Raw genomic sequence first — 25,870 nt, forward strand, 5'->3', positions numbered from 1 at the left:
TTTTCGCCAGTAAGCGCCAAAATCTAGCGCCCCTCGGCCTGCTTCTTTGTGAGAAGCAAAAATCCTCTGAGCTGGTACCGCATCTAGCTCAGGTAGTAGATTAATTCTTGAATTTGGCCGTCAACCGTAATAGTACTTAGTCGTCAATCGTTCGAAATTCAACACTTCGGTAATCTAAGGTGTTCATCCGCTGATTTGACCGGGAATGCTGGGAATAGTCAGCTACCCTTCAAGATCTCGTTGATGAATTGAGCTGATTGCACGGTCTGTTTGTACTGGAGTTAGGGTAGGCAATGGTAAGCCCAGAAAATAGATTATTTTGCCGCTTGGATGGCCTCACGGTCGCCGCCCGGGAGCAGCAGCGCCTCGCCCGCTTGACTGAGCTGGAACTTACGGAAGCCGGCAGTATCCCCATTTTTGAAGAGGCTACTCAGACCGCCGCACGTTTTCTTGAAGCTTCTATTTGTGTTCTGAGCATTATTGATCAGAAGTATCAGTGGTTTCGCGCAGCGGTGGGGCTGTCTCACCTGGGCTTGATGAATGAGCTGGCGACCTCGCGGCAGCTGCTGCGTGAAGATTCTTTGTGTACCTACGTGGTGGACAGTCACCAGGTTTTGGCGATCGATGACACCCTGAGCAATGGGGCGATCGCCCGGAGCTTGCTGGTCCAGCAGTATGGCATTCGCTCCTACCTGGGAGCGCCGCTGATGAGTTCCTCGGGACACTGTCTGGGGACGTTGGCGATTTTTGATCTGTCGCCCCGCACTTTCACCAGCCGCGACGCGGAGTGCTTGGAGCTGATCGCTCGCTGGAGCGTGAGCGAGTACGAGCGCAGCCGCTATGCAGCCCAGACAAGTCGGCCCCCTCGCGTGACGCCGGCCCTAGAGCGATCGCTAGCCGGTGATCTGGAGCGATCGCTCCAGCCCGTCGCCCTCACCCATTCCCCCAATCTGGTCAAAGTGCAGCTGCTCAATCAGCTGACCCAGGAGCTGCGCACACCCCTGACGTCGGTTTTGGGCATGACCAGCGTGCTCAACCGGGAAATTTATGGCCCATTGACCAGCAAGCAAAAGGAATACCTGAATGTTATTCACTGCAGCGGCCAGTACCTGCTGTCCTTGGTGAATGAGATTTTGGAGCTGGGCAATCTGGGTGAGGGCAGCCATCCCCTCAGCCTGACGTCGGTGGATATTGAGATGCTGTGCCAGCAGGCGATCAACAGCTTGGCCCAGGCGGCTCAGCGCCAGGAATTGCAGGTCAGCTTGTCCATCGAGCCGGGCAATCGCATTTGGGTTCTGGACAAGGAAAAAGTTCGGCAAGTGCTTTATCACCTGCTGTTTAGCGTGATCCAAGCGGCCAATGCGGGCAGCATCATCCGGGTGCACGTCTCGCGCAAGGCCGATCGCCTGAACATTGCAATTTGGGTGACTCACCCGTGGCTTGGGGAGGGGCTGCCCTATGGTGAGCTGTATATCAATGAGGCAGCCGCTCTGGCGAATTTGAGCAGTGCGTTTGAGAATGGCGGCTTGGCGAGTGGGGCGATCGCCGGTCAGACGACGGTGACGGCTCTCAGCACGCCTCCTGAGGCGATCAAGGAACCGAATGCGGACCTGAAAACGGACGATCGCGAAAATCTTCGCCTGCTGCTGAGCTGCTATTTGACCGAACTTCACGGCGGCCAAATTTCCTTGCAGGGGACACCGGAGTCCGGCTATCGCTACGTCATTGAGCTGCCTTCGCGCGAAGACTTGCTGGATATTTCCTGAATTTTTGCGCGGATGAGGTCCCTTCCGTTGGCGGCGTTTTTGCGGATAATGGCAAGAGCCAAAACAGATAGTCTCCCAATCGCAATGATTTAATCTGGCGCTGGGACAGGTCTGTTTTCGGGGCGTCGAGTCTTGCTGATCTCGCTGCTTTTGTCTCTCCCCCGCTCGGCGGATAGGGTCTCTCGGAGGAATTCGATGACTTCAATTTGGCAACAGCTGACGCTTTCTGGCTCAGTGTTGACCCAGTGGTTTCAGTACAGCTATGTCGGTCGCTTTGCGGGGCTGCTGCGCAGCTGGCGACAGGGTAGCTGGCTTTTGCAGTGGTCTGAGCCGCTTGGCTTTGGGCTGCTGAGCGCGGTTTTTGGCCTTGCGCCTTTTGTAACGAACGCGCTGATTGGCTTGCTGCTGCTGGCCTGCGGGGCTTTTTGGTTGATTGTGACGCTCTCGGACGATCGCGAAGTGGGCGGCCTGACGCCGATTCACGGGATGGTGACGCTCTTTTGGGGCGTGATGACCCTGGCGATGGGGCTGTCGCTGGTGCGCCGAGCAGCGTTTGAGGGCTGGACGAAGCTGACGCTCTACGTGCTGCTTTTTTTGCTAATGGCTCGGGTGCTGCGATCGCCCCGCTGGCGCTCTTGGCTGATCACGGTGTACCTCCACGCGTCGCTGATCGTGAGCGTATACGGAATTCGTCAGCGCTTTTTTGGGGCGACGGCGCTGGCGACCTGGGTCGACCCGGAGTCGCCACTGTCCAACACGATCCGGGTCTACAGCTTTTTGGGCAACCCCAATTTGCTGGCGGCGTACCTGCTGCCGGCGATCGCCCTAAGCGCCGTGGCGATTTTTCACTGGCGCGGCTGGGTACCCAAACTGCTGGCGGTTACCATGTTTGGCCTCAACACGGCGTGTCTGATTTTGACCTATAGCCGTGGGGGCTGGATTGGCTTTTTGGCTTTAGCCTTTGTGCTGTCGGTGCTGATGGTGCAATGGTGGAGTATTCGCTTTTCGCCGTTCTGGCGGGTGTGGGCGCTGCCGGTGCTGCTAGGCGCGATGGTGAGCGTGGGCGTGCTGGCGGTCCTGTTTGTTGAGCCGCTACAGCAGCGAGTGCTCAGCATTTTTGCCGGCCGCGAGGACAGCAGCAATAACTTCCGGATCAACGTGTGGATGTCGGTGCTGGAGATGATCCGCGATCGCCCCATTCTGGGCATCGGTCCCGGCAATGATGCCTTCAACTTGATTTATCCGGCCTATCAGCGGCCTCGCTTTAGCGCCCTCAGCGCCTACTCGGTGTTTCTGGAGGTCACGGTTGAGGCGGGTCTTTTGGGCTTGGCAAGCTTCTTGGGCCTGCTGTTTGTTGCGTTTAATCAGGGCTGGTCTAGCATTCAGCGGCTGCGACTGGTGGGCGATCGCGATGGGCTGTGGCTGGTCGCTGCGATCGCTGCGATCGCCGGTCTGCTGGCTCACGGTCTGGTAGACACCGTCTGGTACCGTCCCCAGGTCAACACGCTCTGGTGGTTCTGCCTGGCCCTGCTCGCCAGCTTCTACCTGCCTCGCTCTCGGATGGCCGATGAGACGCCAGAAAGTTCTCTCTGAGGCCGCTTTGGCGTCCAGGGGGCCGGATTGAGGCCTCTGGGCACCAACCGGCGAGGGCGAATCCCGCTTCCCCCTTCCACTACTTGCCAATAAACGCAAATTCACGCCGAACTGCCCGCGCAGTCGGCGTGAATCTGTTTTGTGAGCCTCTCTAGTACTGCTTGAGCGCCCGCTCGATTTCCCGCTTGGCCTGACGGCCTTTTAGGGTCTCCCGCTTGTCGTAGAGCTTCTTACCGCGTCCCAGGCCCAGACTGACCTTGACCTTGCCACGCTTGAGATAGAGCTTGAGGGGTACCAGGGTCAGGCCCTGCTGCTCCAGCTTGCCGATCAGCTTGTTGATTTCTTTGCGGTGCAGTAGCAGCTTGCGGTTGCGGCGCGGATCGTGCTGAAAAAACTGCCCAGCGCTTTCGTGGGGCGACACGTGGACATTCATCAGCCAGGCCTCGCCACCGCGCACCAGAGCGAAGCCGTCGCGCAGATTGGCCCTGCCTTCCCGAATTGACTTCACCTCAGTCCCCTGAAGCTGGATGCCCGCTTCGTAGGTCTCCAAAATTTCGTATTGATAGCGAGCTTGTCGATTGTCGCTTACAACTTTGTATCCGTCGTCTTCTTTGGCCATAAAACGTTGGGTGCGGCTCACCAATCAAGAAGGGCATTTGAGCGCCCTAGAGTCTAGCTTATCGAGAATTTCCGGCTTCTAGCGCGATCAGAGGCGATCGCCCTCACTCTCCGAGTGCAATACACCACTCGTGCAGCTCGTAGCAAACGCACTGATGTTTGACCAGCGGGTCGTGCTTCACGATCTGGCGCGCCTGCTCTAGAGACTCGGCGCGAAAAAGCAGCATACCGCCGCCGCGCTCCTTCCAGTAGCCCGTTTTGGCCTCGTGGCCCTGGTCAATCAGCTGCTGCACATAGACCTTGTGTGCAGGCACATACTGGTCAAAAACTGACTTCTCGACAATTCCGGTTTCGATTTTCACAAACCAAGGCATGGATTTTTTGTAGGGAAATCTCTAGAGTCTGGATCTCGCTAGGCCTTTGCAGGGCTGGCAGGAGGTATCGATTTCCCACTCTAGCAATTTGGTGGCGATCGCCTCGCAAGCTGTGATCGCCTGTCTGGCTAAACTAGGGGCGATCGCCTTTTGCTCGAGCACCATGAGCCCAACGTCCCAGCTGTACTTCATCGCCCTGCTGCCTCCAGAACCCCTCCAGGCCGAGGCGACTGCCTTCAAAGAGCATTTCGCGGCCCACTACGACAGCCGCGCCGCCCTCAAGTCTCCGCCCCACATCACCCTGCAGCCGCCCTTTCAGTGGCCAGCCGACCAGGCCCCCACCCTCGAAACGACGCTCCAGGACTTTGCGGCCCAGCAAGCACCCCTGGAGATTCAGCTCAGCGGTTTTGGGGCTTTTCCGCCCCGAGTGATCTATCTCCACGTCCACCGGAGCGAGCCTCTTTTGGCCTTGCAGCGATCGCTGCGATCGCACCTCGAAACCACGCTGGCGATCGCCGACCCCTCAACCCGACCCTTCGCCCCCCACCTCACCCTCGCCTACAAAGACCTGCGTCCCGACCAGTTTCAGGCTGCGTGGCCCCAATTCCGCGATCGCCCCTTCAACCACCAGTTCACCGCCCAGCACCTTACCCTCCTCCTCCATCGCGATCGCCGCTGGCATCCCGTCCGCACCTTTTCCCTGCGCCCATAAATCGGCTATTTTGTTAAGTTTTGTTAATAAAGCAATTGTTCGTCATGAACAAAAATCATGAAACACTTGCCAGGAAAGAGCTTCAGCCTTTTTGAGAATCGACTCCCGCATTTGACAAAAAATCATCCTAACCGTAACAATGTATACAGAAACAAATCGTTCATCCCTTTAGAGAAAATCCGTAAACCTAAGTCAGTTTCTCCGTAAGGGACGGAAGTAGGGAATTACCCCGAAGGAACGCGCCTCTATCAACCACCTCAAAACCAACGATTGGAGGCGATACATGAAACTCACTTACCGTGGCACCAGCTACGAATACACCCCCCCCGAAGTTTCCTTCGAAAACAGCGAAATCGTCGGCACCGGCAAATATCGCGGCCTAGACTGGCGTTTCCGCAACCCCAAAAAAGCAATGGTGATGCCAGCGACCCTTGAGCTGCGCTATCGCGGCGTCGCCTACCGCCCCGGCGAAGCAGCCCAAGCACCTGTCGCTGAGCCCGCTGTAGCGCCCACCGCAGCACCCGCGCCCGCTCTGGCTACGGCTGTTGATCGGTCTCGCGCCCTGATGATGAAGCAGCAGCGCCAAATCAAGAACCGCCAACAGGCCCTCTTGAGCCGCTCTGCGAATGAAGTTGGCCTCAGCGAAAGCATCTCGAACTACTGGAACCGGATTCAGGGCAAAGTGCATCCCACTTTCCGGGCAATGTACGGCCGCAGCGCTGCTTCTCTGAGCTAGTGCTCGGCAGTCTGCCAACGCTGACTGGTCCAAATAACCGTTGACGTTTTCCGCGCCTCTGAGTCCTCAGAGGCGCTTTTGCTAGCAAGCAAAAAACAACCTGGAAACTCCAAGCTCGAAAGCAAAAAGGGGACTGATGCACGCATCAGTCCCCTTTGACGTTGAGAATCGGGAGGTTAACGCGGCCCCAGTCAACTTGGCTTGGGCCACGGGTAAGGAACGTGCCTCTTTCGTTGTGGCGTCGCCAAGCGCTACCGCGGGCGGAAGTATGCGGCAACTTGGGGCGAAGAAGCGACAGAAACCCCATGCCTCTTAGGCTGGGGTCGTTCATTTGGAGTCAATTGCTGGCAGGAGAGGCCGATGGAGCCTGGGCTGCCTTGGAGTCATCTGGCAAACTGGCCTCTAGTTTGAGACAGTTGAGGCCGTTGACCTGGAGACGATACTCGACGCGATCCATGAGGCGGTTCATGATGAGCCAGCCGTAGCCGCCTTCTTGCTTGTCTCCGGGCTCTGGAGGCAAGTAGGTTGATAGGTCAAACCCTTTACCGTGATCCCAAATCTCCAGCGCGATGTCTCGATCTTTGAGCTCTAGGCGCAGCAAGACAGGAAGATTGGGTTTATCACGATGGGCGTGGCGAACCACGTTGGAATAGGCTTCTACCAGGGCTAAACGAAGTCGATTAGACTGCCGAGGCCAGTCCACGTGGTCACCCAGTTCGAGTTCCAAAGCTCCTAACAGCCAGTTCTCGACGATTGACAAAAACTTGAGATCACTCGGGATGTGTAGCTCAGTCCTCATCGACTTATAAAACCTCCAGCGAAAGAATGGTCTGGTCATCCTCTTGGATTTGGTTGTGCTCTCGAATCCGAGATAGCAGGTGGTTCAGCTCAAAGGGACTCTCTTCTTGGGTTAGGAGGTGCCAGAGTCCAGCCTGCTGCAGCATGGTGCCGTGGGGCTGGTTGCTACGTCCGTTGCTATTGTTCACGGTAACTTCCGTGATGCCATCACTGATTAGCAAAAGAATCTCTCCTTGACTGAGAACAAGGCTGCCGGAGGGTGCCTTCCAAAGGGGCAAAATTCCAAGGGGGACACCCCGAACCTTAAGGTAGTTTGGCTCGACTGTGATTTCGCCGGCACTCCGTTGTTGGATGACGGTCTTGTGAGACCAGACCATGGGATAGATGTGGCCAGCGTTGGCGTACACCAGCTGCCGAGTTTCGGGGGTGTAGCGTGCCAGCACCATGGTGATAAAGCAGTTGTTGCTCACCAGATCCTCGGAGAGGATGCTGTTGAGGTTTTGCATGACAAGGTCTGGCTCGGGCGAGATTTCTTGGGCGAGTTCTCGCCGCATGACGGAGATGCTGCTGGCCATAAAGAGGGCGGCCGGGACGCCTTTGCCGGAGACGTCGCCGACGGCTAGCCAGATGTCGCCTTGGGGATGGATATAGACTTCGAAGAAGTCGCCGCCGACTTCGCGGGCGGGGTAGCAGGAGGCTTGGATGTTGACGCTGTCGAGGTCGGGCCAGCTTTGGCGCAGAAGGTTGCTCTGAATTTGGCGGGCGACGGCGAGCTCGGCTCGCATTTGCTGGGTTTGTTCTTGGGTCCGGCGGTAGAGGATGGCTTGGGAGATGGCGAGGGCGGCTTGGCCGGCGACTTCTTCGAGGAGCTGAAGGTCTTCGTCGGACCAGACGCGATCGCCTTGATGACCGAGAACCAGAACGGCGAGCAGGGCCTGCTGGTAGATCAGGGGGACGGCGAGCTGGTCCTGGGTGCTGGTTTCGGTTTGGGTAAAGCGGTGGGTGGTTTGGGTTTCGAGAACTTTTTGGGCGATCGCCCCTGGCTCGCGGCCAGGAGGGGGATCGGCGGACTCGGGGGGCTGACTGGGGAAGCTGTAGGTGGGCGAGACAAAGTGATCGTCTTCGACGGGGTAGAGGATGCCTTGCTCGGCTTCGAAGATCCGCCCGAGGGTCTCGACGATGGTTTGCAGCATGTTGTGGTAGTCGAGGGACTCCCGGATGGCCGTGTTGACGGCGTTGAAGATGGATTCTCGCCGCAGCGATCGCCGCAGTTCGTCGGTGCGCTGCTTGATCACCTGATAGGTCTCGGCGGCTTGCTGCACCGTCATCTTGAGCTGGTCGGAGTCCCAAGGCTTGGTGATGTACTTGAAGACTTTGCCGGAGTTGATGGCTTCGACGAGGTCTTCGACGTCGGTGTAGCCTGTCAGCACGATGCGGATGGTGTCGGGATACTGGGCAACGGTTTTGCTGAGTAGCTCGGTGCCGTTCATTCCGGGCATGCGCTGGTCGGAGATGATGATGGCCATTTCACCAACTTCGTCGAGGACTTGCAGCGCCTCGACGCCGCTGCTGGCTTTATAGACCTGAAACTCTCGGCGAAAGGTTCGGTACAGCAGATCCAGGTTGTGCAGCTCATCATCTACGACCATTAATCTGAGCTTGCTCCTGTCTTCCCGGCTCATGCGATGCTCCAGTGTGAGGTGAATAGCTTGCGTGGTGGTGTCTAACAGCAAAGACGCGATCGCCATTGTCTAGGATAGGTCTCTGTTGAGCCACTTTGGAAAGCATCCGGAGCGATGGGGCGATCGCCAAGGAAACTCTTCACCGAGTCAAGCGTATTGCTAAAACAATCAGGTTGCTGCTCCATAAAGTACCCAATTTCAGGCAGTTTGTAACAGCATTGCAATGCCTTGAGTCGAAAGGTCTAGTGCTTGGAGGCGATCGCCCTAGGATACGCTGCGAGTGTGCTCTTCGATCAGGGAAATATCGTCGGCGCTGAGGCCGTAGAGCTGATAGACCAGGGTGTCGATGGCTGAGCGGACGGAGCTGTCGGCGATCGCCAAACCTGCCAAAGACTGGCCGACCTGGCGAATCACGGCCTGCTGGAGGGCGCGATCGCCCGCCCGACTGAGTCCTGGGACGGGCAGGGTGCGCAGCTGGGGCGGCCCTAGGCGCAGATAGCCGCCCCGCAGACCGCTGCTGCCGTAGACCTGCTGGACATAAAAGTTCATAAGCTTGCTGTTGAGCAGGGCCAGGCCATAGCGGAGGTCTTCGCGGGGAAGCACGATGGTGGTGGACTTGCCCGCCAGGATGTCGCCCTGAAAATCGGCTACGCATTCGAGGGCCCGGGTCATGCTGGCAACAACTAACTTCGGGGTGCAGGCCTGCTGACGGCGCTTGGGCGGCAGCAGGGCCACCCGGGACTGGGCGATGCCGGGATGGGTATAGGTTTGGCCGAGGTAGCGCAGGGGCTTTTCGCCCCAGCAGCAGCGGTAAGGATCAATGGTGCCGCTATTGATGACGCGCAGATCGCCGGACTGGGGCGTCGGAATTTCCTGAAGGAGCGGCTGGAGCTGATAGGCCTCGGCGACGGTGGCGGCCCCCCAGATTTGGGCGATCGCCTGGAGGGGGGCGCTGCTGGCTTGCAGCCGCTCCGCTAGGGCCAGGGCCGACTGCTGAATGCCCACCAGCCAGGGCCGCTGGGGATTGCCGAAACAGGCCTGATAGTCGAGGGTTTGGCGAACGAGGCGGGGCGATCCGGTGGGCGATCGCTCGAGGCGCTCGTACTGGACGCTGTGGGCGGCGGCGGGGGAAATTTTCTGCGCCACATACACCCACGGATAAATCGAAACCGAAAAGGGCGAAGCGTGGGCGTAGTCCCGCAGCACCAAAAGGCGGTTTTGCTGGGTCAGCAATTGACGGGCTGAGGCGGCGTACTCCGCAGAACCCAGCTTGTTGGGAACGATCAGGCTGGTGATGCCGCCTGTTCGACACAGGTTGAGCCCCTGCTCCAGAAAGATGCAGAACAAGTCCCAGTTGCCGGTGGCCGTTTGATAATGCTGGGTACAGTACTGCCGCCAGGTGGGCTGGTGGAGGCTCAGGTGCTCAGCGCCCAGAAAGGGCGGATTGCCCAGCACCACCTCGAATCCGCCGCTGGCGATCGCCTCCTGATAGGCTTGCTGCCACGAAAAATCCGGAAAACTCGGCCAGGACGGGCTGGTGTCGGCAGGATGCCGCAGGGCGTTGCCCCAGTGAATTTGCTGCTCCGCCTGCTGCCACAGGGGCCACCAGTCCCGCAACCCGCGATCGCCCGTTGCCGCGATCGCCTCCAGAATGAGCGCCAGACGGGTCGTTTCGACAGCGCCCGGATCGAGATCGACGCCGTGGAGCGCTTGCAGATAGGCCAGGGGATCGGCGGGGGGAAAAGGCTTGGCAAAGCGCGATCGCAGATGGCGATAGGCCGCCAGCAGCAGCGACCCCGCGCCGCAGGCGGGATCGAGAACCCGCGGCAAAACCGAGTCTGTAGCGCTCTGGACTGCATTGATGGCGGCGGCTGCCATGTAGTCTGCGGTTTCTCGGGGCGTGTAAAAAGCCCCCCGAAGCTGGCGATCGCCGTGGGTGGCGCGCAGCTGCCCGCGCACCCGATCGCCCTCTCGCACCAGGCAATAGCGCAAACTCGCCTCGTAAACCCAGCCCAGCCACTCAGCCGAGGCTTCTGGCGAAGGAAGATTGCTCACTGGCACCGTTTGTAGCCAGGCAGAGAGCGATCGCTCGTCGAAAAAGGGGTCAAACTGCTCTGGGATCGGCAGTCCCTCCGTCAGCCAAGGTCTCAGCCGATCGGGCGCAGTCTCCCAGCCCTGCCGATAGGCCAAGGCCAAAAACAGCCGTCGCTGAATCCAGCGGGTCACGCCTTGACGCAGCTGCGCTTCCGAGAGCTCCGGCGCGATCGCAAGCCACGCTTGGGCCACTTCTTCGCGCCAGTGGCCCAGTCTCCGAAGGAAGCTGCGGGAAAGTTGGGTTGACACGGGCTCTGCCCCGAAACTTCGAGCGATCGCCCGCCCCCAAAACGGGCCGTGGCGGTATCCCCAGTGTGCCAGCAATTTTTGGGGACGCCCAGGATCGGCAGCAAGTTTTTCTTTGTCAGTAGCTTGATCGGTAGCCTGTACCGACCAGGTCTAAGCCTCCCTAGGGCTTTCGGGGAACCGCAGCTCCCCGAAAGATCCTAGAGGGCGATCGCCTACAGGGTGGACCAGGTGGCCAAGAAGGCATCCTGACCGCCAAGCGCAGACGGATTAGGCGCGCTGGCGGTGGTGATCACGGCGCCCGTTTTCACAGTGCCAAAGGCGGCGGCGCGGCCATAGCCCACCGCAAAGCCGTTGACCGTGCCGCTCGCGCCGCTTTCATTGAACGTGTTCCAGTATCGACGCGTGCTGAAGTCTGCCGAGACCGACAGCACGGCGGGTTCATTGGCGCTGTAGCTGCCCACCGTTTGGCCTGCGATGGCGGTGCTGTCTCGGTTGGCGATCGTGGCATAGGCGTAGCCGCCAATGTAGACGTTGCCCGCCGTATCCGCCGTGATGGAGTCACCCCCAAAACTGTTCCCTTCGCCGCTGCCTTTGCGGGTCAGAGCAAACTGGCTTTTCACCACCGCTCCGCTCAGGGGATCGAGGCGAGCGTAATAGATCATCGTGATCGCCCCCGGGAGGTTGTAGGGCGTGTTGTAGGCGTCGGTTTGGATCAGCTGGCCACTGCCCAGGGCGCTGGTGCTAGAGCCGTTCCAGGTGAACACGCTATTGCCGCCGTCGGTGCGGCCCAAGAAGTACAGCCCGCCGTCTTGGCCAATGCTGATGCGCACGCCGCGCGAATCCGCTGCTTTGCCACCGTTGAGGGCGGTGGTAGCGCCGTAGTCCCACTGGTTCCAGAGGGGCTTGAGGGACGCATCAAAGGCGGTGACAAAGGGAACCTGAAGGTCGGCGGACTTCTGGGTGTAGCCGGTGGCGTAGACCTGGGTGCCGTTCAGGCTGATGGCGATGTCAGCGATGTCGGTGCGCGAAGCGAGGGTGGTTTGGGCGATCGCCTGTCCCGCCGCGCTCCACAGCGTAATGGTGCGATCGCTCAGGGTTGCGAAGTTGCCGTTGTTGGCCACTGCCACCCGATCCACGGCCCCGATGGCGAGCGATCGCACCAAGGTATTGGCCCGATCGTCGTAGATTTTCACCCCCAAGCTCCCCGCCGCCACGATTTGGCCATTGCTGCGGTTGAGGTCCATATCATTCATCGTGCCGCCCAGAGGCACCGTCGCCAGCACCTGCTGACCACTCAGGGACAGGCGCTGTAGCTGAGCGACCCCATTAAAATTCCCCGCCACAATGATTTCGCGGTTGGGCGAGATCTCCACGGCGCTGGCGCTGTCGGTTCCCGCTGTGCCCAGATAGGTCGCCGTTGTCACTTCCAGATTGGTCAGGGCTCCGGTCGTCTCCGCCACCCCCGAAATCACCAGGTTATAGCCTGTGTTCTGGCCAGCCGCTGCTTGGGAGACCAGCACTTGATAGGCCCCTGCGCCTAGCCGCTGATTGATCCCCTCGGCCAGGCTGCCCGGCTGATCCGACGTGGCCACCACAGCGCCGCTGCCGTTGAGGATTTGCACCCGGGCATTGGCGCTGAGGCCATCGAGGACCAGGCTCACCTTGCTGGCGCTGGCCAGGGTGAACTGGTAGGCATCTTGGGGCGCGCTGTCTCCCACAGACTCGCGCAGAGTGCGAGTGCCGGCCAGAGCGCCCAAGCTGCTGGGCACGGGTGTGGGGCCGCTGATGGGCGGCACAACGGGCTCGACGGGAGCGGTCGTGCCGGGGTTGGTCAGGGGCGGCAGGGGCGATCGCCCTTCAAAGCGCCCAAACAGCAAGAAATGCTCCAGCGGACTCTCAAAGGCTTTCTGGCGAATGGCGGCCGCCACATCCGGATTGCGGGCGAGGTAGTAGGCATTGTCAAAAGCGGGTCCTGGGTCGCGGCCTTCTCGCGCCCCAAACAGCAGAAAATGCTGAAGACCATTTTGGAACGTCCCGCTCTGCACGGCGGCTGCCACATCGCCATTGGCTGCCAGGTAGCTCCCCTCATCAAAAAACTGCCGCAGCGTGCTTTCTGCGAACTGAGCTAGGGGCGGTGGAGGGGGCACGGCGGCAGCGCCGGTTTCCTGGGGCACGGGTGCCGCAACCAAGACCGGTGCTGGCTCTGGGGCTGTCGGGACCGTCACGCTAGTGCCCACTTCTCCCACCAAGCTGTCGAGCTGCCGCAGCAGCACCAAGTTTCGGTAGCTGCGATCGACCCATCCCCCCTCAAACACCTGCGACAGATTGGTGCCCTCCAGCTCAGGGGCTGGGCTGCGGCCCTCCTCCACCCCAAACAGGGCAAAGTGAGCAAAAGGACCTTCAAAACTGCCCATCTGGACGGCTTGGGCCACATCCGGATTGCGCAGCAGGTAGTAGGCGGCGTCAAAGCCTGCGCTGGGGTTGCGCCCTTCGCGGACCCCAAAGGCCAAAAAGTGCTGGTAGCCGCTTTGGAAAGCGCCGCTGCTCACGGCTGACTGCACATCGGGGTTTTGGGCCAGGTAGTAGGCTTCGTTGAAAAATGCTTGGGTAACGCCTAAGTCAGCAAGACTCATGGAAATAAACCTCCGTAGCGGGTCAAGAAAAGCGCAGCGGTGAAGGAGGCTCGGTCCCGTTCCGAACTCTGGGTGGGGTATCAGCAGGCGATCGCGCCCGGCTGTCCCCGGCCACCGCTGCTGGTCCATGGCCCCGGAGCAAGCAGCAAAGGTCTCGCGTTACAAAATTAAGTAAATATACAGATCCATCAAGACTGTTTAAAGTTCAGACACAGTCCTTGTCATGGCAATTTTCGGTCTGTACACTGGTAGTGCTTCCGTAAAAACCCTGGGTAGTAAAGTATCTCCGTGCGAGACCAATTGCGTCTTTCTCCGGATTGACCGACGGGTTAGGGAATGGCGACTGCGTTTCGGGCGATCGCCATTGGTCTAGGCACGCTCTGCCAGAGCGCGCTCAGACTTTTCGGAATACTGCTCCTCACAAGAAGCCGTTGGTAATACGCGGCAATAGAAGCGTTTGGGAAAATCACCAAAAGGTTTGCGACTCCTTGGTGGTTCCCCTGGGTCATCTCTGTCTGCGTCAGACAGAGCGGTAGACGACCAAAACGAACAGATGCCTTACAAGGGGCGATCGTGCAGACCAGGGAACTTGGACCTTCTCTGGCTCAGCGGGCGATCGCCTTTTGTATTGCGGCCTGATAGAGCGTGAAATAACCCTGAAAGCTTTGAGGGCGGCAGATGCTGGCAAAGGCTTGGAAGGTAGATGCTAGCAAGGTACCGCGCGACAGAACGCCCTGAGGTGCGCCTGGGTAACGAGTGAACTTTGTGACCCTGGCAGCTACCCTATCGCACTGCCCGGTCCCTAATCAAATTGCCCTAGAGAAATTAGTCAGCCAGTGATATCGATCACTAGGGTGGATGTCGCCTGCTATTTCAGGATTCCCCAAATGCGCGGGACTCTCCCAGGCGATCGCGGCCTCATTTTCGGTCCTGCGGAGAGACTCCTGATAATCCAAAAGGCTCGTTCCTGATTTTCGGAGCATTCGGCTGGATCAGGGGTCTAGGCAAGCAGGAAACTTTTTACAAAATCCTCGGGTCTTGGAACTCGGGAGACAGGGGTTTCCAGGCTGTTTTGCCACGTTTGCGCCTCAGGGAGACGGGGTACACTAGCCTTGGATCAAACCTTCTTATACTGTCGCCCTCCCCCAGCGCTGTTTCACTTTTACCCTCGAGCCCGTTATCCATGCTGCTCTCCTCGACTCTACTTTCCCGCATCATGCGACCGACTGGACTGGCTCTTTTGCTGCCTGCGGCTCTGTCTGCCCTGATCACCCTCCCCAGCACGACCGATCGCGCCATTGCCCAAGCCGCCGGACCCCAGCGATCGCTCACTCTCCGCTCGGACATTCAGGAGGCCAACGCCAAAACCGGCGTCGTGACCGCCCGGGGCAATGTCCAAATCGACTACCCTGCCCGCCAAATTCAGGCGACCGCTTCCCAGGCGCAGTACTTTAGTCGGGAGCGGCGCATCGTCCTGAGCGGGAATGTCTACATCCTCCAAGAGGGCAACAGCCTGCGCGGCGAGACCGTGACCTACCTGATCGACGAAGGCCGCTTTGTGGCGCTGCCCGATCAGAGCCGCCAGGTAGAGTCCATTTATTTGGTCAACGACGCCAACCTGGAGGTCGACCCAGGCCCCAGCGCGCCCCCACCCGAAGTCCAAGCGCCGCCCCCAGTGTTTAGCCCAGACCCGGTGTTTGCGCCGAGCGGAGCGACCTCGACCAACCGATGAACTGGACCGACGCTCCCCCAGGGATCTCTAGAAAATCCAGGGGGCGATCGCAGCTATCAACCCAAACCAACGCATCGGTGCAGCATCAGTGGGAGCTAGGCTTTGAAGATTGCGCTCGAAAATATTCATAAATCCTACGGGAAGCGAGAAATTGTTAGCCGCGTCAGCCTCTCCGTTGCCCAAGGCGAGGTAGTGGGGCTCCTCGGGCCTAACGGTGCCGGCAAGACCACGACTTTTTACATCACCACGGGCCTTGAGAAACCCGACACGGGCAAAGTATGGCTCGATGAGCTGGATATAACCTCCCTGTCGATGCACAAGCGTGCGCGCCTTGGCATTGGCTATCTGGCCCAGGAGCCGAGCGTGTTTCGCAACCTGAGCGTCCGGGACAACATCATGCTGGTGCTGGAGCAGACCAATGTCCCCCGCCGAGAGTGGAATCAGCGCCTGCGCACCCTGATCAAAGAATTCCGGCTGGAAAAGGTCGTCAACACCCTGGGCATTCAGGTATCGGGGGGAGAGCGGCGGCGCACCGAGCTGGCCCGCGCCCTGGCCTCGGGGGTAGAAGGCCCCAAATTTTTGCTGCTAGATGAGCCCTTTGCGGGGGTGGACCCGATCGCGGTGGCCGAAATTCAGGAGATCATTGCGAATTTGCGCGATCGCGGCATGGGCATCTTGATCACCGACCACAACGTGCGAGAAACCCTGGCCATCACGGACCGGGCTTACATCATGCGCGACGGCCAGATTTTGGCGGCAGGGAGCACAGAGGAGCTCTACGGCAACCCCCTGGTGCGCCAGTATTACCTGGGCGACAACTTCCAAGTCTAGGCTCGCGGTCAAGCAATACGCTCTGGCCCAGAGCAGCGCTAGGGAAGTCTACAGGCCGATCGCCTGCCCGCAATCGGAATCTGTGACTCACTTCTGGTGTGGTTGAACTGGCAGAGAGCCCTGCCAGTTCAGCCCAGAAAATGCTCGGTGGGATGCTAGGGTTCCCTGAGGACCCTACACTGGAGGTGTCAAAGCGGGTGGAGAGGTCTGCCTCTAGGCCATTGGCTGGGGTCCCTGTACGCCTGCGCCCCTCGCAGCGCCACCGTTCGTAGCCCAACGCATACGACTACCATGCGATCTACTTTCCCAGATACCCTCAGGCCCAAATTCAATCTTTGGCACTTGCTGGCTGGCTGGATGTCGGTCATGGACCGCTATCTAGTGGCCGAGATGATTATGCCTTTCCTGTTTGGGGTGGGGGCATTTTCGTCGGTGGGCATTGCGGTGGGCGCGCTGTTTGAGCTGGTGCGCCGGGTCACGGAGTCGGGGTTGCCCTTTTCGATCGCGGCGGAAGTGTTTGCCCTACAGCTGCCGTACTTCATTTCGCTGGCGCTGCCCATGTCCACGCTGCTGGCGACTCTGATGGCCTACAGCCGCTTTTCTAGCGACAGTGAGCTGACGGCTCTGCGCAGCTGTGGGGTGAGCATTTACCGACTGGTGGTGCCGGCGGTGCTCTGTAGCCTGCTGGTGACGGGGATTACTTTTGTGTTCAATGAGCTGGTGGTGCCAGCGGCGAACTACCGGGCCGCCATCACCCTGGAAAAGGCGCTCAATCGAGAGCGACCGACATTTCGACAAGAGAATATCCTGTACCAAGAGTTTCAGGATGAAATGATCGATGGCCGCAAAGTCGATCGCCTCTCGCGGCTGTTCTATGCGCGTCAGTTCGACGGGCAGCAAATGCGCGGGCTGACGATTTTGGATTTTTCCCAGGAGGGCCTGAACCAGATTGTGACGGCTCAGGCGGCGACGTGGAATCCCCAAGAGAGCACCTGGGACTTTTTTGACGGGACGGTGTATGTGGTCGACCCGGCGGGCTCCTACCGCAGCATTGCGCGCTTTGAGCAGCAGAAGCTGTCGCTGCCTCGGACGCCGCTCGATTTGGCGGAACGGGGGCGGGACTACGGGGAGATGAATATTGTCCAGGCTCAGGAGCAGCTAAAGCTGATTGAGAGCAGCGGAGATGAGCAAAAGATTCGCAAGCTGAAGGTGAGGATTCAGCAGAAGTATTCGTTCCCCTTTGTGTGCGTGGTGTTTGGCTTGGTGGGGGCGACTTTGGGAACGAGGCCCCAACGCCGCACGAGTAAGGCGACGGGCTTTGGTATCAGTATTTTGATTATTTTTCTGTACTACCTGGCGGGCTTCATTTGCAGCTCTCTGGGGATTTTGGGAGCGCTGTCGCCGTTTATGGCGGCGTGGCTGCCGACGTTCTTTGGCTTGGGGGCTGGGGGGCTGCTGCTGGTGCGGATCGCGCGTTAGGGGCGATCGCTGCTAGGCTCTAGGCAAACACGGCTCATGGATTAGTCATCATGATGAGCCAAGATTTTTCTGGAGAGGTGCCTGTGTTTGCGATCGCCGAAGAACAACGACAGTACAAGACCTATGTTTTGCGCGATGAGGGCCACGCGAGCTGCCTGGAAATCGTGCCGGAGCGGGGCGGCATTGTCACTCGCTGGCAGGTCCGAGGCCAGGAGGTGCTGTACCTAGACAGCGATCGCTTCGCCAACCCCGAGCTCTCTGTCCGCGGCGGCATCCCGATCCTGTTTCCCATCTGCGGCAACCTGCCGGATAACACCTACACCCTCAACGGCCAAACCTACACCCTCAAGCAGCACGGGTTTGCCCGCGATCTGCCCTGGCAAGTGAGCGATCGCAGCACCGAGGACGGCGCCAGCCTCACCCTCACCCTTGTGAGCAGCGAAGCCACCCGAGCTGTCTATCCCTTCGACTTCCGGCTGGACTTTACCTACATCCTCCGGGGAGACACCCTGACGATTCGCCAGCGCTATCTCAACCAGTCCGGCGACCCCATGCCCTTTTCCACCGGGCTCCATCCCTACTTCCAGGTCGCAGACAAATCAGCCCTGACCTTCGATATTCCGGCCAAGAGCCTCATTAACCAGATCACCTGGTACACCGAGCCCTTCGAGGGGCGCTTTGACTTCTCGATGCCCGAAATCGATGTGGCCTTTCCGGAGCTATTGGGCCAGCGCGCTTCCATGACAGACCCCCAGCGCCAGCTCGAGATCACGATGGAAGCGGACCCAAACTACTCGGTGTTTGTTTTCTGGACCCAGCAGGGCAAGGATTTTTGCTGTGTGGAGCCCTGGACCGCGCCGCGCTATGCCCTGGTGACGGGCGATCGCCTGCTGCACCTCGAGCCCGCCATTCCCCTCACCACCGAAGTGCGATTGACGGCCCGCTCCACCCAATCTTGAGAAAATTAGAAAAAAGTGTTGACTTTCAAGTTCGTTGTGCTAATGTTATTAACCGTGCCCAGCGCACGAAAAACGGGTCGCTAGCTCAGCGGTAGAGCACTCGGCTTTTAACCGATTGGTCCCGGGTTCGAATCCCGGGCGACCCATGCGACGAACAAGTCATCAACCTCTTTGATAGAGAAGATAACCAGAGTTTATAAACGACTCTGGTTTATTTGTTCGCGCGAGGTTACGAAGTATTTTAATATTGACGTAAGAATTGACAACGTCAAATTTTAGTTAGCTGACAGCTTAAGAACACCTAGGAGGACCCTTATGGCGCTTGTACCCATGCGACTGCTGCTAGACCACGCAGCGGAACACGGTTACGGGATTCCCGCCTTTAACGTCAACAACATGGAGCAGATCCAAGCGATCATGCAGGCTGCCCATGAAACCGACAGCCCCGTGATCCTGCAAGCTTCCCGCGGTGCTCGTAACTACGCTGGGGAAAACTTCCTCCGTCACCTGGTTTTGGCTGCGGTTGAGACCTACCCCCACATCCCCATCGTGATGCACCAAGATCACGGTAACGAGCCCGCTACCTGCTACTCAGCAATCAAGAACGGGTTTACCAGCGTCATGATGGACGGCTCCCTGGAAGCTGACGCCAAGACCCCCGCTAGCTACGAGTACAACGTGGCTGTGACCAGCGAAGTGGTGAAGGTCGCTCACGCGATCGGCGCTTCCGTTGAGGGTGAGCTGGGCTGCCTGGGCTCCCTGGAGACCGGCATGGGCGAAGCTGAAGACGGCCACGGCTTTGAGGGCAAGCTTGACCACTCCCAGCTGCTGACTGATCCTGACCAAGCCGTTGACTTCGTTGAGCGCACCCAAGTGGACGCTCTGGCAGTGGCTATCGGCACCAGCCACGGCGCCTACAAGTTCACCCGCAAGCCGACCGGCGAAATCCTGGCCATCAGCCGCATCGAAGAGATCCACAGCCGTCTGCCCAACACCCACCTGGTGATGCACGGTTCTTCTTCGGTTCCTGAGGACCTGATCGCCCTGATCAACGAGTTCGGTGGCACCATCCCCGAGACCTACGGCGTGCCCGTTGAAGAGATCCAAAAGGGTATCAAGAGCGGTGTTCGTAAAGTGAACATCGACACCGACAACCGTCTGGCTATCACCGCTGCTGTGCGGGAAGCTTTGGCGAAGAACTCCAAGGAGTTTGACCCCCGTCACTTCCTCAAGCCTTCTATCAAGTACATGCAGAAGGTTTGCGCGGACCGCTATCAGCAGTTCGGCACCGCTGGCAACGCAAGCAAGATCAAGCAAGAATCTTGCGAACTGTTCGCCGTGAAGTACAAGAAGGGCGAACTCACTCAGGTCAGCAAGAAGACCGCTAGTGTCTAATTGGATATAACGTATTGAGTGATTTGGGGGTCTCGGTTGAGGCCCCCTTTTTTTGTGACGAAAAGGTTGAGGCGGCTAGAGGGGAGCGATCGCCGCTCGGATGGCCAAAGCGGTGGCGGGCGCGAGCAAAACGCCGTTGCGGTAGTGGCCGGTGGCGAGCAGAACGTTTTGGTAGCCAGCTAGAGGGCCAATGACGGGGGCGGGGCGATCGCTCGGCCTAGGCCGCAGGCCAGACCAGGTTTGCAGGATCTCAGCCTTTGCTAGGGCCGGACAAAATTCGGTGGCTCGCTGGATGACCGATTGGAGGCGATCGCCTTCAGGAATCGGGTCGTGCTCGGCATCCGCCGGAAACTCTACCGTGGCCCCGAGCCAGTACTCCGCATCGCTGAGGGGGACCAGGTGGACGTCATCGCCGGTCACAACGGGCTGAGGCGTCTGAGCGAGGGGTGCAGGGAGGCGCAGCCGCACTGCCTGCCCCAGGATGCCTCCTAGAGGGATTGGGGTGTGCAGGTGGGCGGTGAGCGGCGTGGACCCCAGGCCCGCGGCGATCACAAACCAATCCGCAGCGATCGCCCCCGCGCCAGTCCGGAGCGCTTGGCAAACCTGCGGGCCGCCTGCCTCGCTCCTCTCAGACGCAATAGTCAGCGATTCCACGGCCTGATCGAACTGGAAGGTCACGCCGTTTTGCTGGGCGGCGGCAACCAGGGCCTGGGTGAGGGCGACGGGCTGGATTTGGCGATCGCGGGGGGAGTAGATGGCCGCGGCGACGTCCTGCTGGGCTAGATAGGAATACTGGCGGGCCAGGTCCGGGGCGTCGAGGATTTCTAGGGGCCAGCCCTGGGCCTGACGCTGCTCGGCCAGCGATCGCCAGGTGGGCAGCTCCCCAGCATCAAAGCACAGCTTCAAAATGCCTTGCTGATTCCAGGGAATGTCCAGGCCCGTGCGCGATCGCAGCTCCGGAATCAAGGTTTCGTAGCGCTCTAGGCTTTGGCGTCGCAGCTGCCACGCCCGCCCTTTCGTTTTTTTGCTGATGATGCCCATGAGGACCCCCAGAGCTGCCCCCGTCGAGGCCTGGGCGGGCGCCTGGCGGTCCAGGACGCTCACCTTTAGCCCCGGCACCAGGCTCAGCTCGTAGGCGATCGCCGCCCCCACAACCCCACATCCAATCACCGCCACCCGAGTCATAGGCCGTCTCCGCTCCGTGCGTCAGCGATTTTAGCGCGATCGCCTTTCCCAGCGGCACCAACAACAAAGCCGCTCCCTTGCGAGAGGCGGCTTGCGGGTTGCCCGGAGGCTTTTTGGGAGGTCAGGCGCGCTCTAGCGGGCCTAAGACGGAATCAGCTGCAAGAAAGCATCGAAGTCTTGCAGGACTTCCTGATAGTTGCGCTGGGCCTGGGCTAGATTGCGCTCGTCTACTGCCTTGTCAATCTGGATGAGGTGGCGGAACACCTCTTGGGCTAGCTCATCGGCCTTGGGCTGGTCGGCGGGCAGCAGGCCCCGCGAGATCAGCGTCATGCCCCGACGCAGATCTCCAAAGGGACCGCGCAGCAGGCTCTTGATATTGCTCCAGTTTTGAGTAGCGATCGCAGATCCCAGCTCGGGCAGGCGATCGCGCACTTGCTGCACACCAGGCGTGAAGCGCTGGATTTGAGCAATCATGTCAGGAGTGTAGGTTGGCGGCGGCAGCGTCGCGCTAGGGCCGCCACAGGCGACTAGGCAGGTCGCCACCCAGGCCAGCAACAGGGCCAAAATCGATCGACTCTTTTTCATAAGATCTCCTCCGTATCACCAATGCTTTTGGGTCACAAAGGCCGTGCCCTAGAAGGGCGGCCAAGGTTGGACGCTAGAAGGCGGCGGAGAAGCCCGCGATCGCCCTGCGTCGGGCTGCATCCGGCCATGTCCGCGTCTATTGTCTTCAGCGCCTCAAATTTCTAGCGATTCAGGACGCCCTTGGGACAGTCCTTGTTAAGAACCATATACCAGAGCGTCGGCAGAATGTAATGAATTCCTGCCTGAAAGGCAACTTTTGGGCGAATTGCCGGCCTCAAGGGGGCTAGAAATCCTGACGCCGCAGAAATGGCAGCAGCGCTTCGGTCACCTTTTCGTGCCAATCTTCTTGAGGATAGTGACCAACCTCGTCGAGGGAAACTAGCTCTAGGTTGGAGTTTCGCTGAACGGCGGCTTCGGCGATCGCCAGAGGCAGCCACGGATCTTGGCGTCCCCAGATCAAGAGACCGGGCTGGGACCACTCGGCCAGGCCTGCTTCGATTTCGGCAGTGACCTTGGGCAGCTGCAAGTTGCGCACGGTGGCCAAGAGCGATCGCCCGGCGTCTGAGCTCTTGAGGAAAGGACGCCGGTAGACGTCCAGGTCTTCGTCGGCGACCTCGTAGCGCCCGCCCCCCTCAAGGGTGCGATCGACTAGGAGGGGATCCTGGGTAAACATGTCGCCCGCCAGGGGAAGCCCGAGCTGGCGGATCCGCCAGGGCAGCTGGGCAGCGGTGGCGATCGGGGCGTTGAGGATGGCTAGGCGCTGGACGCGATCGCGATGGCGCAGGGCAAACTGAATTCCGGCTGAGCCCAAAAAGCCCTGGGCAACCAGCGTGCAGGTCGGGATCTCGAGGGCATCCAGCCAGGCCGCGATCGCCTCCACAAAGGCGTCGGGCGTGTAGGCGAAGTCTCGCCGATCGGGCTTATCCGATCGCCCGCCTCCGATCCAGTCAGGGGCGATCGCTCGAAAGCCCTGATTCGCTAGGGCTGGCAAGATATTTCGCCAGCCGTAGCTCTGGGAGACTAGGCCGTGGAGCAGCACCACTGGGGGGCGATCCAGCGGCTGGGCGGGGACCGCCTCTCGATAAAACCAAGTTAAAGAGCCAACGGCAATGGAATGCTCAGCAGTGGACACAGTTTTTCCCTTAGCGCTTAAAGGTCTGAGCTTACCGCTTTGAGAAGACCGCCGACAAGCTGAGGGTTTCTTAGCAAAATGGCCCATCCGTAGTTTTCCGGGTATAACGGAGGATCTTTTGGGAATTCTGTCGGTATTCCTGATCTCCATAGGGAAAGGCTGCTGACTGAGCTGAAGCTCTCGAGCAAAACGAAAGTCACAATAAGCACAAAAAACATAGTGCTAACTCCAGTGATTTCTACAGGCGGCGATCGCCGCTGCTTGCCTCTCTACTTTTCCTGGTTTGATGAAGCATTTTCCTTTTTCTCTGCGCTTTTCGGTCCCTCTCATTCTGCTGGTCTTTGGCAGTGCTTTGAGTCTGCTGTCTTTCCAGCGAGCCGTTGATTTGGCACGCCACCGAGCCGAAGAGGATCTGTACCGTCAAGCCAAGGTGGCTGGGCAAAAAACGGCTGTAATTTTGGACCATCTCTACCGTCAAGAGGACATGGCGGGGGCCAACTTGGTGATCAATATGCTGCTGGGAGGGAGCAGCAAATTGCAGCTAGCCATGTTGACCAACGCCCGTCAGGAAATCGAGCTGTCGACGAGCGCTGAGCTAGTCCGCCAACGGGCCGTTGATCACTTGGCCACTGAGGGCGACCAGCTGCTAGCGTGGGTGGCTCAGCAGCGCATTGGCAATGTGCAGCTGTCGGGCGATCGCCGGACGGTGTACGCAGCCTATCCGGTCCTCACGCCGCCCCTCGAGCAAGACGGCGATCGCCAGCTCGGCGTGCTGGTCTTGGTTTACGACCTTTCGGATTCCAAGGATCAGGCCTTTCAGGATGCCCTCCAGCGATCGCTCTCTCTGTCGGGCATCATGGGCCTGCTGTGCTTGGGCCTGTGGGTCTTTTTCAACCGCACCTTGACCTCCCGAGCTGCCAAGCTGGTGGACGCCAGCCACCGCTTGGCGACGGGGGACGTGGCGGTGCGGGCGCAGCTCCGGGGCTCCGACGAACTGGCCCAGATTTCGGCTGCCTTTGACCAGATGGCCGAGCAGGTGCAGCTGAGTCAGCAAGCGATGCGGGAGGCCGCCCTGCGCCAAGACTTGCTCCATCGCCTCACCAACCAGATTCGCAATTCCCTCGACCTAGACACGATTTTGCGGACAGCGGTGCAGGCGATTCAGGGTCTGCTGGAAGTCGATCGCTGCTGCTTCATCTGGTATCGGCGAGGAGAGGGGCAGCCCACCTGGGAGGTGGTCCAAGAAAGCAAGCAGATCGGCCTGGTGAGTCTGGCTGGCCGCTATCCGTCGGACCGGCTGGGGGTGGTCGCCGAGACGCTGTGCAACCTCGAGGTCTTGCGGGTGGAGGATATCCAGCAGGCGGCCTACCGCGACCAAAAAGCGCTGCGGGCCTTTTTCCGGCGATCGCGCCACCGAGCGATCCTGGCCCTGCCCCTCCAGACCCACCAGGGAGAAATCGGCGTGGTGGGCTGCGGCACCGTCAGCGAGCCGCGCGCCTGGAGCGACGAAGAAGTGGAGCTGTTGCAGGCCGTCACCTCTCAGCTGGCGATCGCCATTGACCAAGCCGATCTCTACAACCAGTCGATCGCCGTCGCGGCCGAGGCCCAAGCCCAGGCCCAGCAGCTCAGCGACACCCTCCAGCAGCTTCGCCAAACCCAAACCCAGCTCATCCAGAGCGAGAAAATGTCGGGCCTAGGTCAGCTCGTCGCCGGAGTCGCCCACGAAATCAACAACCCCATTAACTTCATCTACGGCAACCTCGCCCACGCCGACGGCTATGTCCAGGACCTTCTGGCCCTCGTCGAGGCCTATCAGCACCACGTGGAGCCGCCCCCGGTCATCCAGGCCAAGATCCAGGACATTGATCTGGAGTTTTTGGCTGAGGATCTGCCCAAGCTGATGTTTTCGATGAAGGTGGGGGCCGAGCGCATTCACAAAATTGTTCTGTCGCTGCGCAACTTTTCTCGCCTGGACGAGGCAGAGATGAAGCTGGTGGACATCCATGAAGGCATCGAGAGCACCCTGCTGATCCTGCACAATCGCCTCAAGAGCAAAAGCAATCACAGCGGCATTCGGGTGGTCAAGGACTACGGCGAGCTGCCGCTGGTGGAGTGCTACGCCGGCCAGATGAACCAGGTGTTTATGAACATCTTGAGCAATGCCATTGACTCGATTGACAGTCGCGCTGCCCGAGAAGATCGCCATGAATACCGCGGCCTGATCACGATTCGCACGGATGTGGAGCGCCCGGACGCCGTGACGATCCGCATTCTCGACAATGGCCAGGGGATGGGGCCTGCCACCAAGACCAAGCTCTTTGACCCCTTCTTCACCACCAAGCCGGTGGGCCAGGGGACCGGGCTGGGCCTGTCAATTAGCTATCAGATCGTGGTGCAGCAGCACGGGGGGCGTCTGGACTGCCTGTCGGAACTGGGCCAGGGGGCGGAGTTCATTGTGGAGATTCCGCTGCGGCATCTGCAAGTGGAGCGATCGCGCCTTGAGGCGTTCCAGGGGCGATCGCCTTTGTGAGGGGGCACTTGCCACCCGTCACCCTGGGGATGAGCGCAGCCCGTCGGTCAAGAATTTATGAAGCTATCCGTATCATTTCTACACACATAGAAACAAAGGGGGAGACTAGAGAGTCAGGTGTCCTGACGACGGGTGTTGGCGGCTCCTAGGCGATCGCCTGGGTTTTGCTCAGCCTCGGCCAGCCCTGAGCTGTTGTTCTCGTTTGTCTTTTCGTTCCAACTACCCAAGACGAGTTATGCCACGGTTCAACCTCCAAACGCGACTGATGATTGCTGCCCTGACGTTTGTCGGGAGCGGTGTCCTGATGAGTGCTGCCAACGCCCAGCGCACGGGCCGGCTCACGGTCCAGATTGATGGCCTAGCCAGTACCACTGGGGATGTCTGCTTGCAGGTGTTTAACCGCAGCCAGGGATTCCCAGGGGATGCGACCAAGGCGGTCCGGGGTAGGTGCTACGCCATCACCCAAACGCCGATGACGGTGACCTTTGATAACTTGCCGGCTGGCAACTATGCGGTGGCGGCCTACCACGACAGCAACCGCGATCGCCAGCTCAACCGCAACGGCTTAGGGATTCCCCGCGAGGGCTATGGATTTTCTAATAATCCGCCGCTCCAGGCCCGCGCTGCCAAGTTCCAGGAAGCCGCTTTTTTGGTGGCGGGCCAAAATACCCAGATTAATATTCGGCTGCGCTACCTTAACCGGGGCTAGTTTGCTGGTCTGGGGAAGCAGGAATCCAAAAGGGGCACGGTAGACTGCTAGGGGAGAGACGCTCTCAGACAGAGTTTG

Annotated in this window: 20 protein-coding genes, 1 tRNA gene and 1 riboswitch; of the genes, 12 read left to right on the forward strand and 9 right to left on the reverse strand. The window is 59.6% G+C overall.

Annotated features, from left to right (window positions below; all coding sequences use genetic code 11):
- Positions 1 to 293 precede the first annotated feature (293 nt).
- Entirely contained in the window at positions 294 to 1,766 is a 1,473-nt protein-coding gene (locus GEI7407_RS06180) for a GAF domain-containing sensor histidine kinase (protein ID WP_015171277.1), read from the forward strand.
- A 195-nt stretch (positions 1,767 to 1,961) separates the two neighbouring features.
- Complete coding sequence (locus tag GEI7407_RS06185; RefSeq protein WP_015171278.1) at positions 1,962 to 3,359, forward strand: IctB family putative bicarbonate transporter; 1,398 nt, start codon at positions 1,962 to 1,964, stop codon at positions 3,357 to 3,359.
- Positions 3,360 to 3,510: 151 nt separating this feature from the next.
- Here GEI7407_RS06185 and smpB read toward each other — a convergent pair whose 3' ends face one another.
- On the reverse strand, positions 3,511 to 3,978 hold the full coding sequence (smpB, locus tag GEI7407_RS06190; RefSeq protein ID WP_015171279.1) for an SsrA-binding protein SmpB: 468 nt from the start codon (positions 3,976 to 3,978) through the stop codon (positions 3,511 to 3,513).
- A 103-nt stretch (positions 3,979 to 4,081) separates the two neighbouring features.
- The gene (locus GEI7407_RS06195; protein ID WP_015171280.1) at positions 4,082 to 4,351 is read right to left on the reverse strand and encodes a YciI family protein; all 270 of its coding nucleotides are present in this window, start codon (positions 4,349 to 4,351) and stop codon (positions 4,082 to 4,084) included.
- Positions 4,352 to 4,514: 163 nt separating this feature from the next.
- On the opposite strand from GEI7407_RS06195, the gene GEI7407_RS06200 reads away from it, so the two are divergent.
- Entirely contained in the window at positions 4,515 to 5,063 is a 549-nt protein-coding gene (locus GEI7407_RS06200) for a 2'-5' RNA ligase family protein (RefSeq protein WP_041268754.1), read from the forward strand.
- 155 nt (positions 5,064 to 5,218) lie between these two features.
- A riboswitch (Glutamine riboswitch) is annotated at positions 5,219 to 5,307 on the forward strand.
- 39 nt (positions 5,308 to 5,346) lie between these two features.
- On the forward strand, positions 5,347 to 5,799 hold the full coding sequence (locus GEI7407_RS21910; RefSeq protein ID WP_015171282.1) for a DUF4278 domain-containing protein: 453 nt from the start codon (positions 5,347 to 5,349) through the stop codon (positions 5,797 to 5,799).
- A gap of 337 nt (positions 5,800 to 6,136) precedes the next feature.
- On the opposite strand, the gene GEI7407_RS06210 is transcribed toward GEI7407_RS21910, so the two are convergent.
- From GEI7407_RS06210 to GEI7407_RS19370, 4 genes are all read right to left on the reverse strand, one after another.
- Positions 6,137 to 6,598 carry an anti-sigma regulatory factor gene (locus GEI7407_RS06210; RefSeq protein WP_015171283.1) on the reverse strand — a complete coding sequence of 154 codons (462 nt, stop codon included), beginning with the start codon at positions 6,596 to 6,598 and terminating at the stop codon, positions 6,137 to 6,139.
- Positions 6,599 to 6,602: 4 nt separating this feature from the next.
- Positions 6,603 to 8,279, reverse strand: a complete 1,677-nt coding sequence (locus GEI7407_RS06215) for a SpoIIE family protein phosphatase (RefSeq protein WP_041268755.1) — start codon at positions 8,277 to 8,279, stop codon at positions 6,603 to 6,605.
- A gap of 264 nt (positions 8,280 to 8,543) precedes the next feature.
- Entirely contained in the window at positions 8,544 to 10,622 is a 2,079-nt protein-coding gene (locus GEI7407_RS06220) for an Eco57I restriction-modification methylase domain-containing protein (RefSeq protein ID WP_015171285.1), read from the reverse strand.
- A 212-nt stretch (positions 10,623 to 10,834) separates the two neighbouring features.
- Positions 10,835 to 13,255 carry a WD40 repeat domain-containing protein gene (locus GEI7407_RS19370; RefSeq protein ID WP_015171286.1) on the reverse strand — a complete coding sequence of 807 codons (2,421 nt, stop codon included), beginning with the start codon at positions 13,253 to 13,255 and terminating at the stop codon, positions 10,835 to 10,837.
- A gap of 1,183 nt (positions 13,256 to 14,438) precedes the next feature.
- On the opposite strand from GEI7407_RS19370, the gene GEI7407_RS06230 reads away from it, so the two are divergent.
- The 6 genes from GEI7407_RS06230 to fba all read left to right on the forward strand — a co-directional run bounded on the left by GEI7407_RS06230 (position 14,439) and on the right by fba (position 19,651).
- Positions 14,439 to 14,987, forward strand: coding sequence for an LptA/OstA family protein (locus tag GEI7407_RS06230; RefSeq protein ID WP_015171287.1), 549 nt, complete (start codon positions 14,439 to 14,441; stop codon positions 14,985 to 14,987).
- Between the two features lie 102 nt (positions 14,988 to 15,089).
- Entirely contained in the window at positions 15,090 to 15,818 is a 729-nt protein-coding gene (gene lptB / locus GEI7407_RS06235; protein WP_015171288.1) for an LPS export ABC transporter ATP-binding protein, read from the forward strand.
- 291 nt (positions 15,819 to 16,109) lie between these two features.
- A complete protein-coding gene (locus GEI7407_RS06240; RefSeq protein WP_015171289.1) occupies positions 16,110 to 17,297 on the forward strand; it encodes an LptF/LptG family permease in 1,188 nt (395 codons plus the stop codon).
- Between the two features lie 50 nt (positions 17,298 to 17,347).
- Positions 17,348 to 18,256, forward strand: coding sequence for an aldose 1-epimerase (locus GEI7407_RS06245; RefSeq protein ID WP_015171290.1), 909 nt, complete (start codon positions 17,348 to 17,350; stop codon positions 18,254 to 18,256).
- A 74-nt stretch (positions 18,257 to 18,330) separates the two neighbouring features.
- A tRNA-Lys gene (locus GEI7407_RS06250) sits at positions 18,331 to 18,402 on the forward strand.
- A 169-nt stretch (positions 18,403 to 18,571) separates the two neighbouring features.
- A complete protein-coding gene (gene fba / locus GEI7407_RS06255) occupies positions 18,572 to 19,651 on the forward strand; it encodes a class II fructose-bisphosphate aldolase (RefSeq protein WP_015171291.1) in 1,080 nt (359 codons plus the stop codon).
- A 75-nt stretch (positions 19,652 to 19,726) separates the two neighbouring features.
- Here the strand turns inward: fba and GEI7407_RS06260 are convergent, their stop codons facing one another.
- The 3 genes from GEI7407_RS06260 to GEI7407_RS06270 all read right to left on the reverse strand — a co-directional run bounded on the left by GEI7407_RS06260 (position 19,727) and on the right by GEI7407_RS06270 (position 22,553).
- The gene (locus tag GEI7407_RS06260) at positions 19,727 to 20,836 is read right to left on the reverse strand and encodes an FAD-binding oxidoreductase (protein ID WP_015171292.1); all 1,110 of its coding nucleotides are present in this window, start codon (positions 20,834 to 20,836) and stop codon (positions 19,727 to 19,729) included.
- 141 nt (positions 20,837 to 20,977) lie between these two features.
- A complete protein-coding gene (gene psbQ / locus GEI7407_RS06265; RefSeq protein WP_015171293.1) occupies positions 20,978 to 21,421 on the reverse strand; it encodes a photosystem II protein PsbQ in 444 nt (147 codons plus the stop codon).
- A 283-nt stretch (positions 21,422 to 21,704) separates the two neighbouring features.
- Positions 21,705 to 22,553, reverse strand: a complete 849-nt coding sequence (locus tag GEI7407_RS06270) for an alpha/beta fold hydrolase (RefSeq protein ID WP_041268297.1) — start codon at positions 22,551 to 22,553, stop codon at positions 21,705 to 21,707.
- Between the two features lie 286 nt (positions 22,554 to 22,839).
- Here GEI7407_RS06270 and GEI7407_RS19375 point away from each other — a divergent pair, with 286 nt between their 5' ends.
- On the forward strand, positions 22,840 to 25,083 hold the full coding sequence (locus GEI7407_RS19375) for an ATP-binding protein (RefSeq protein ID WP_015171295.1): 2,244 nt from the start codon (positions 22,840 to 22,842) through the stop codon (positions 25,081 to 25,083).
- Positions 25,084 to 25,318: 235 nt separating this feature from the next.
- Complete coding sequence (locus tag GEI7407_RS06280) at positions 25,319 to 25,792, forward strand: DUF2141 domain-containing protein (protein WP_015171296.1); 474 nt, start codon at positions 25,319 to 25,321, stop codon at positions 25,790 to 25,792.
- Positions 25,793 to 25,870: the final 78 nt, after the last annotated feature.

The organism is Geitlerinema sp. PCC 7407 (assembly GCF_000317045.1).
Lineage (GTDB): Bacteria > Cyanobacteriota > Cyanobacteriia > PCC-7407 > PCC-7407 > PCC-7407.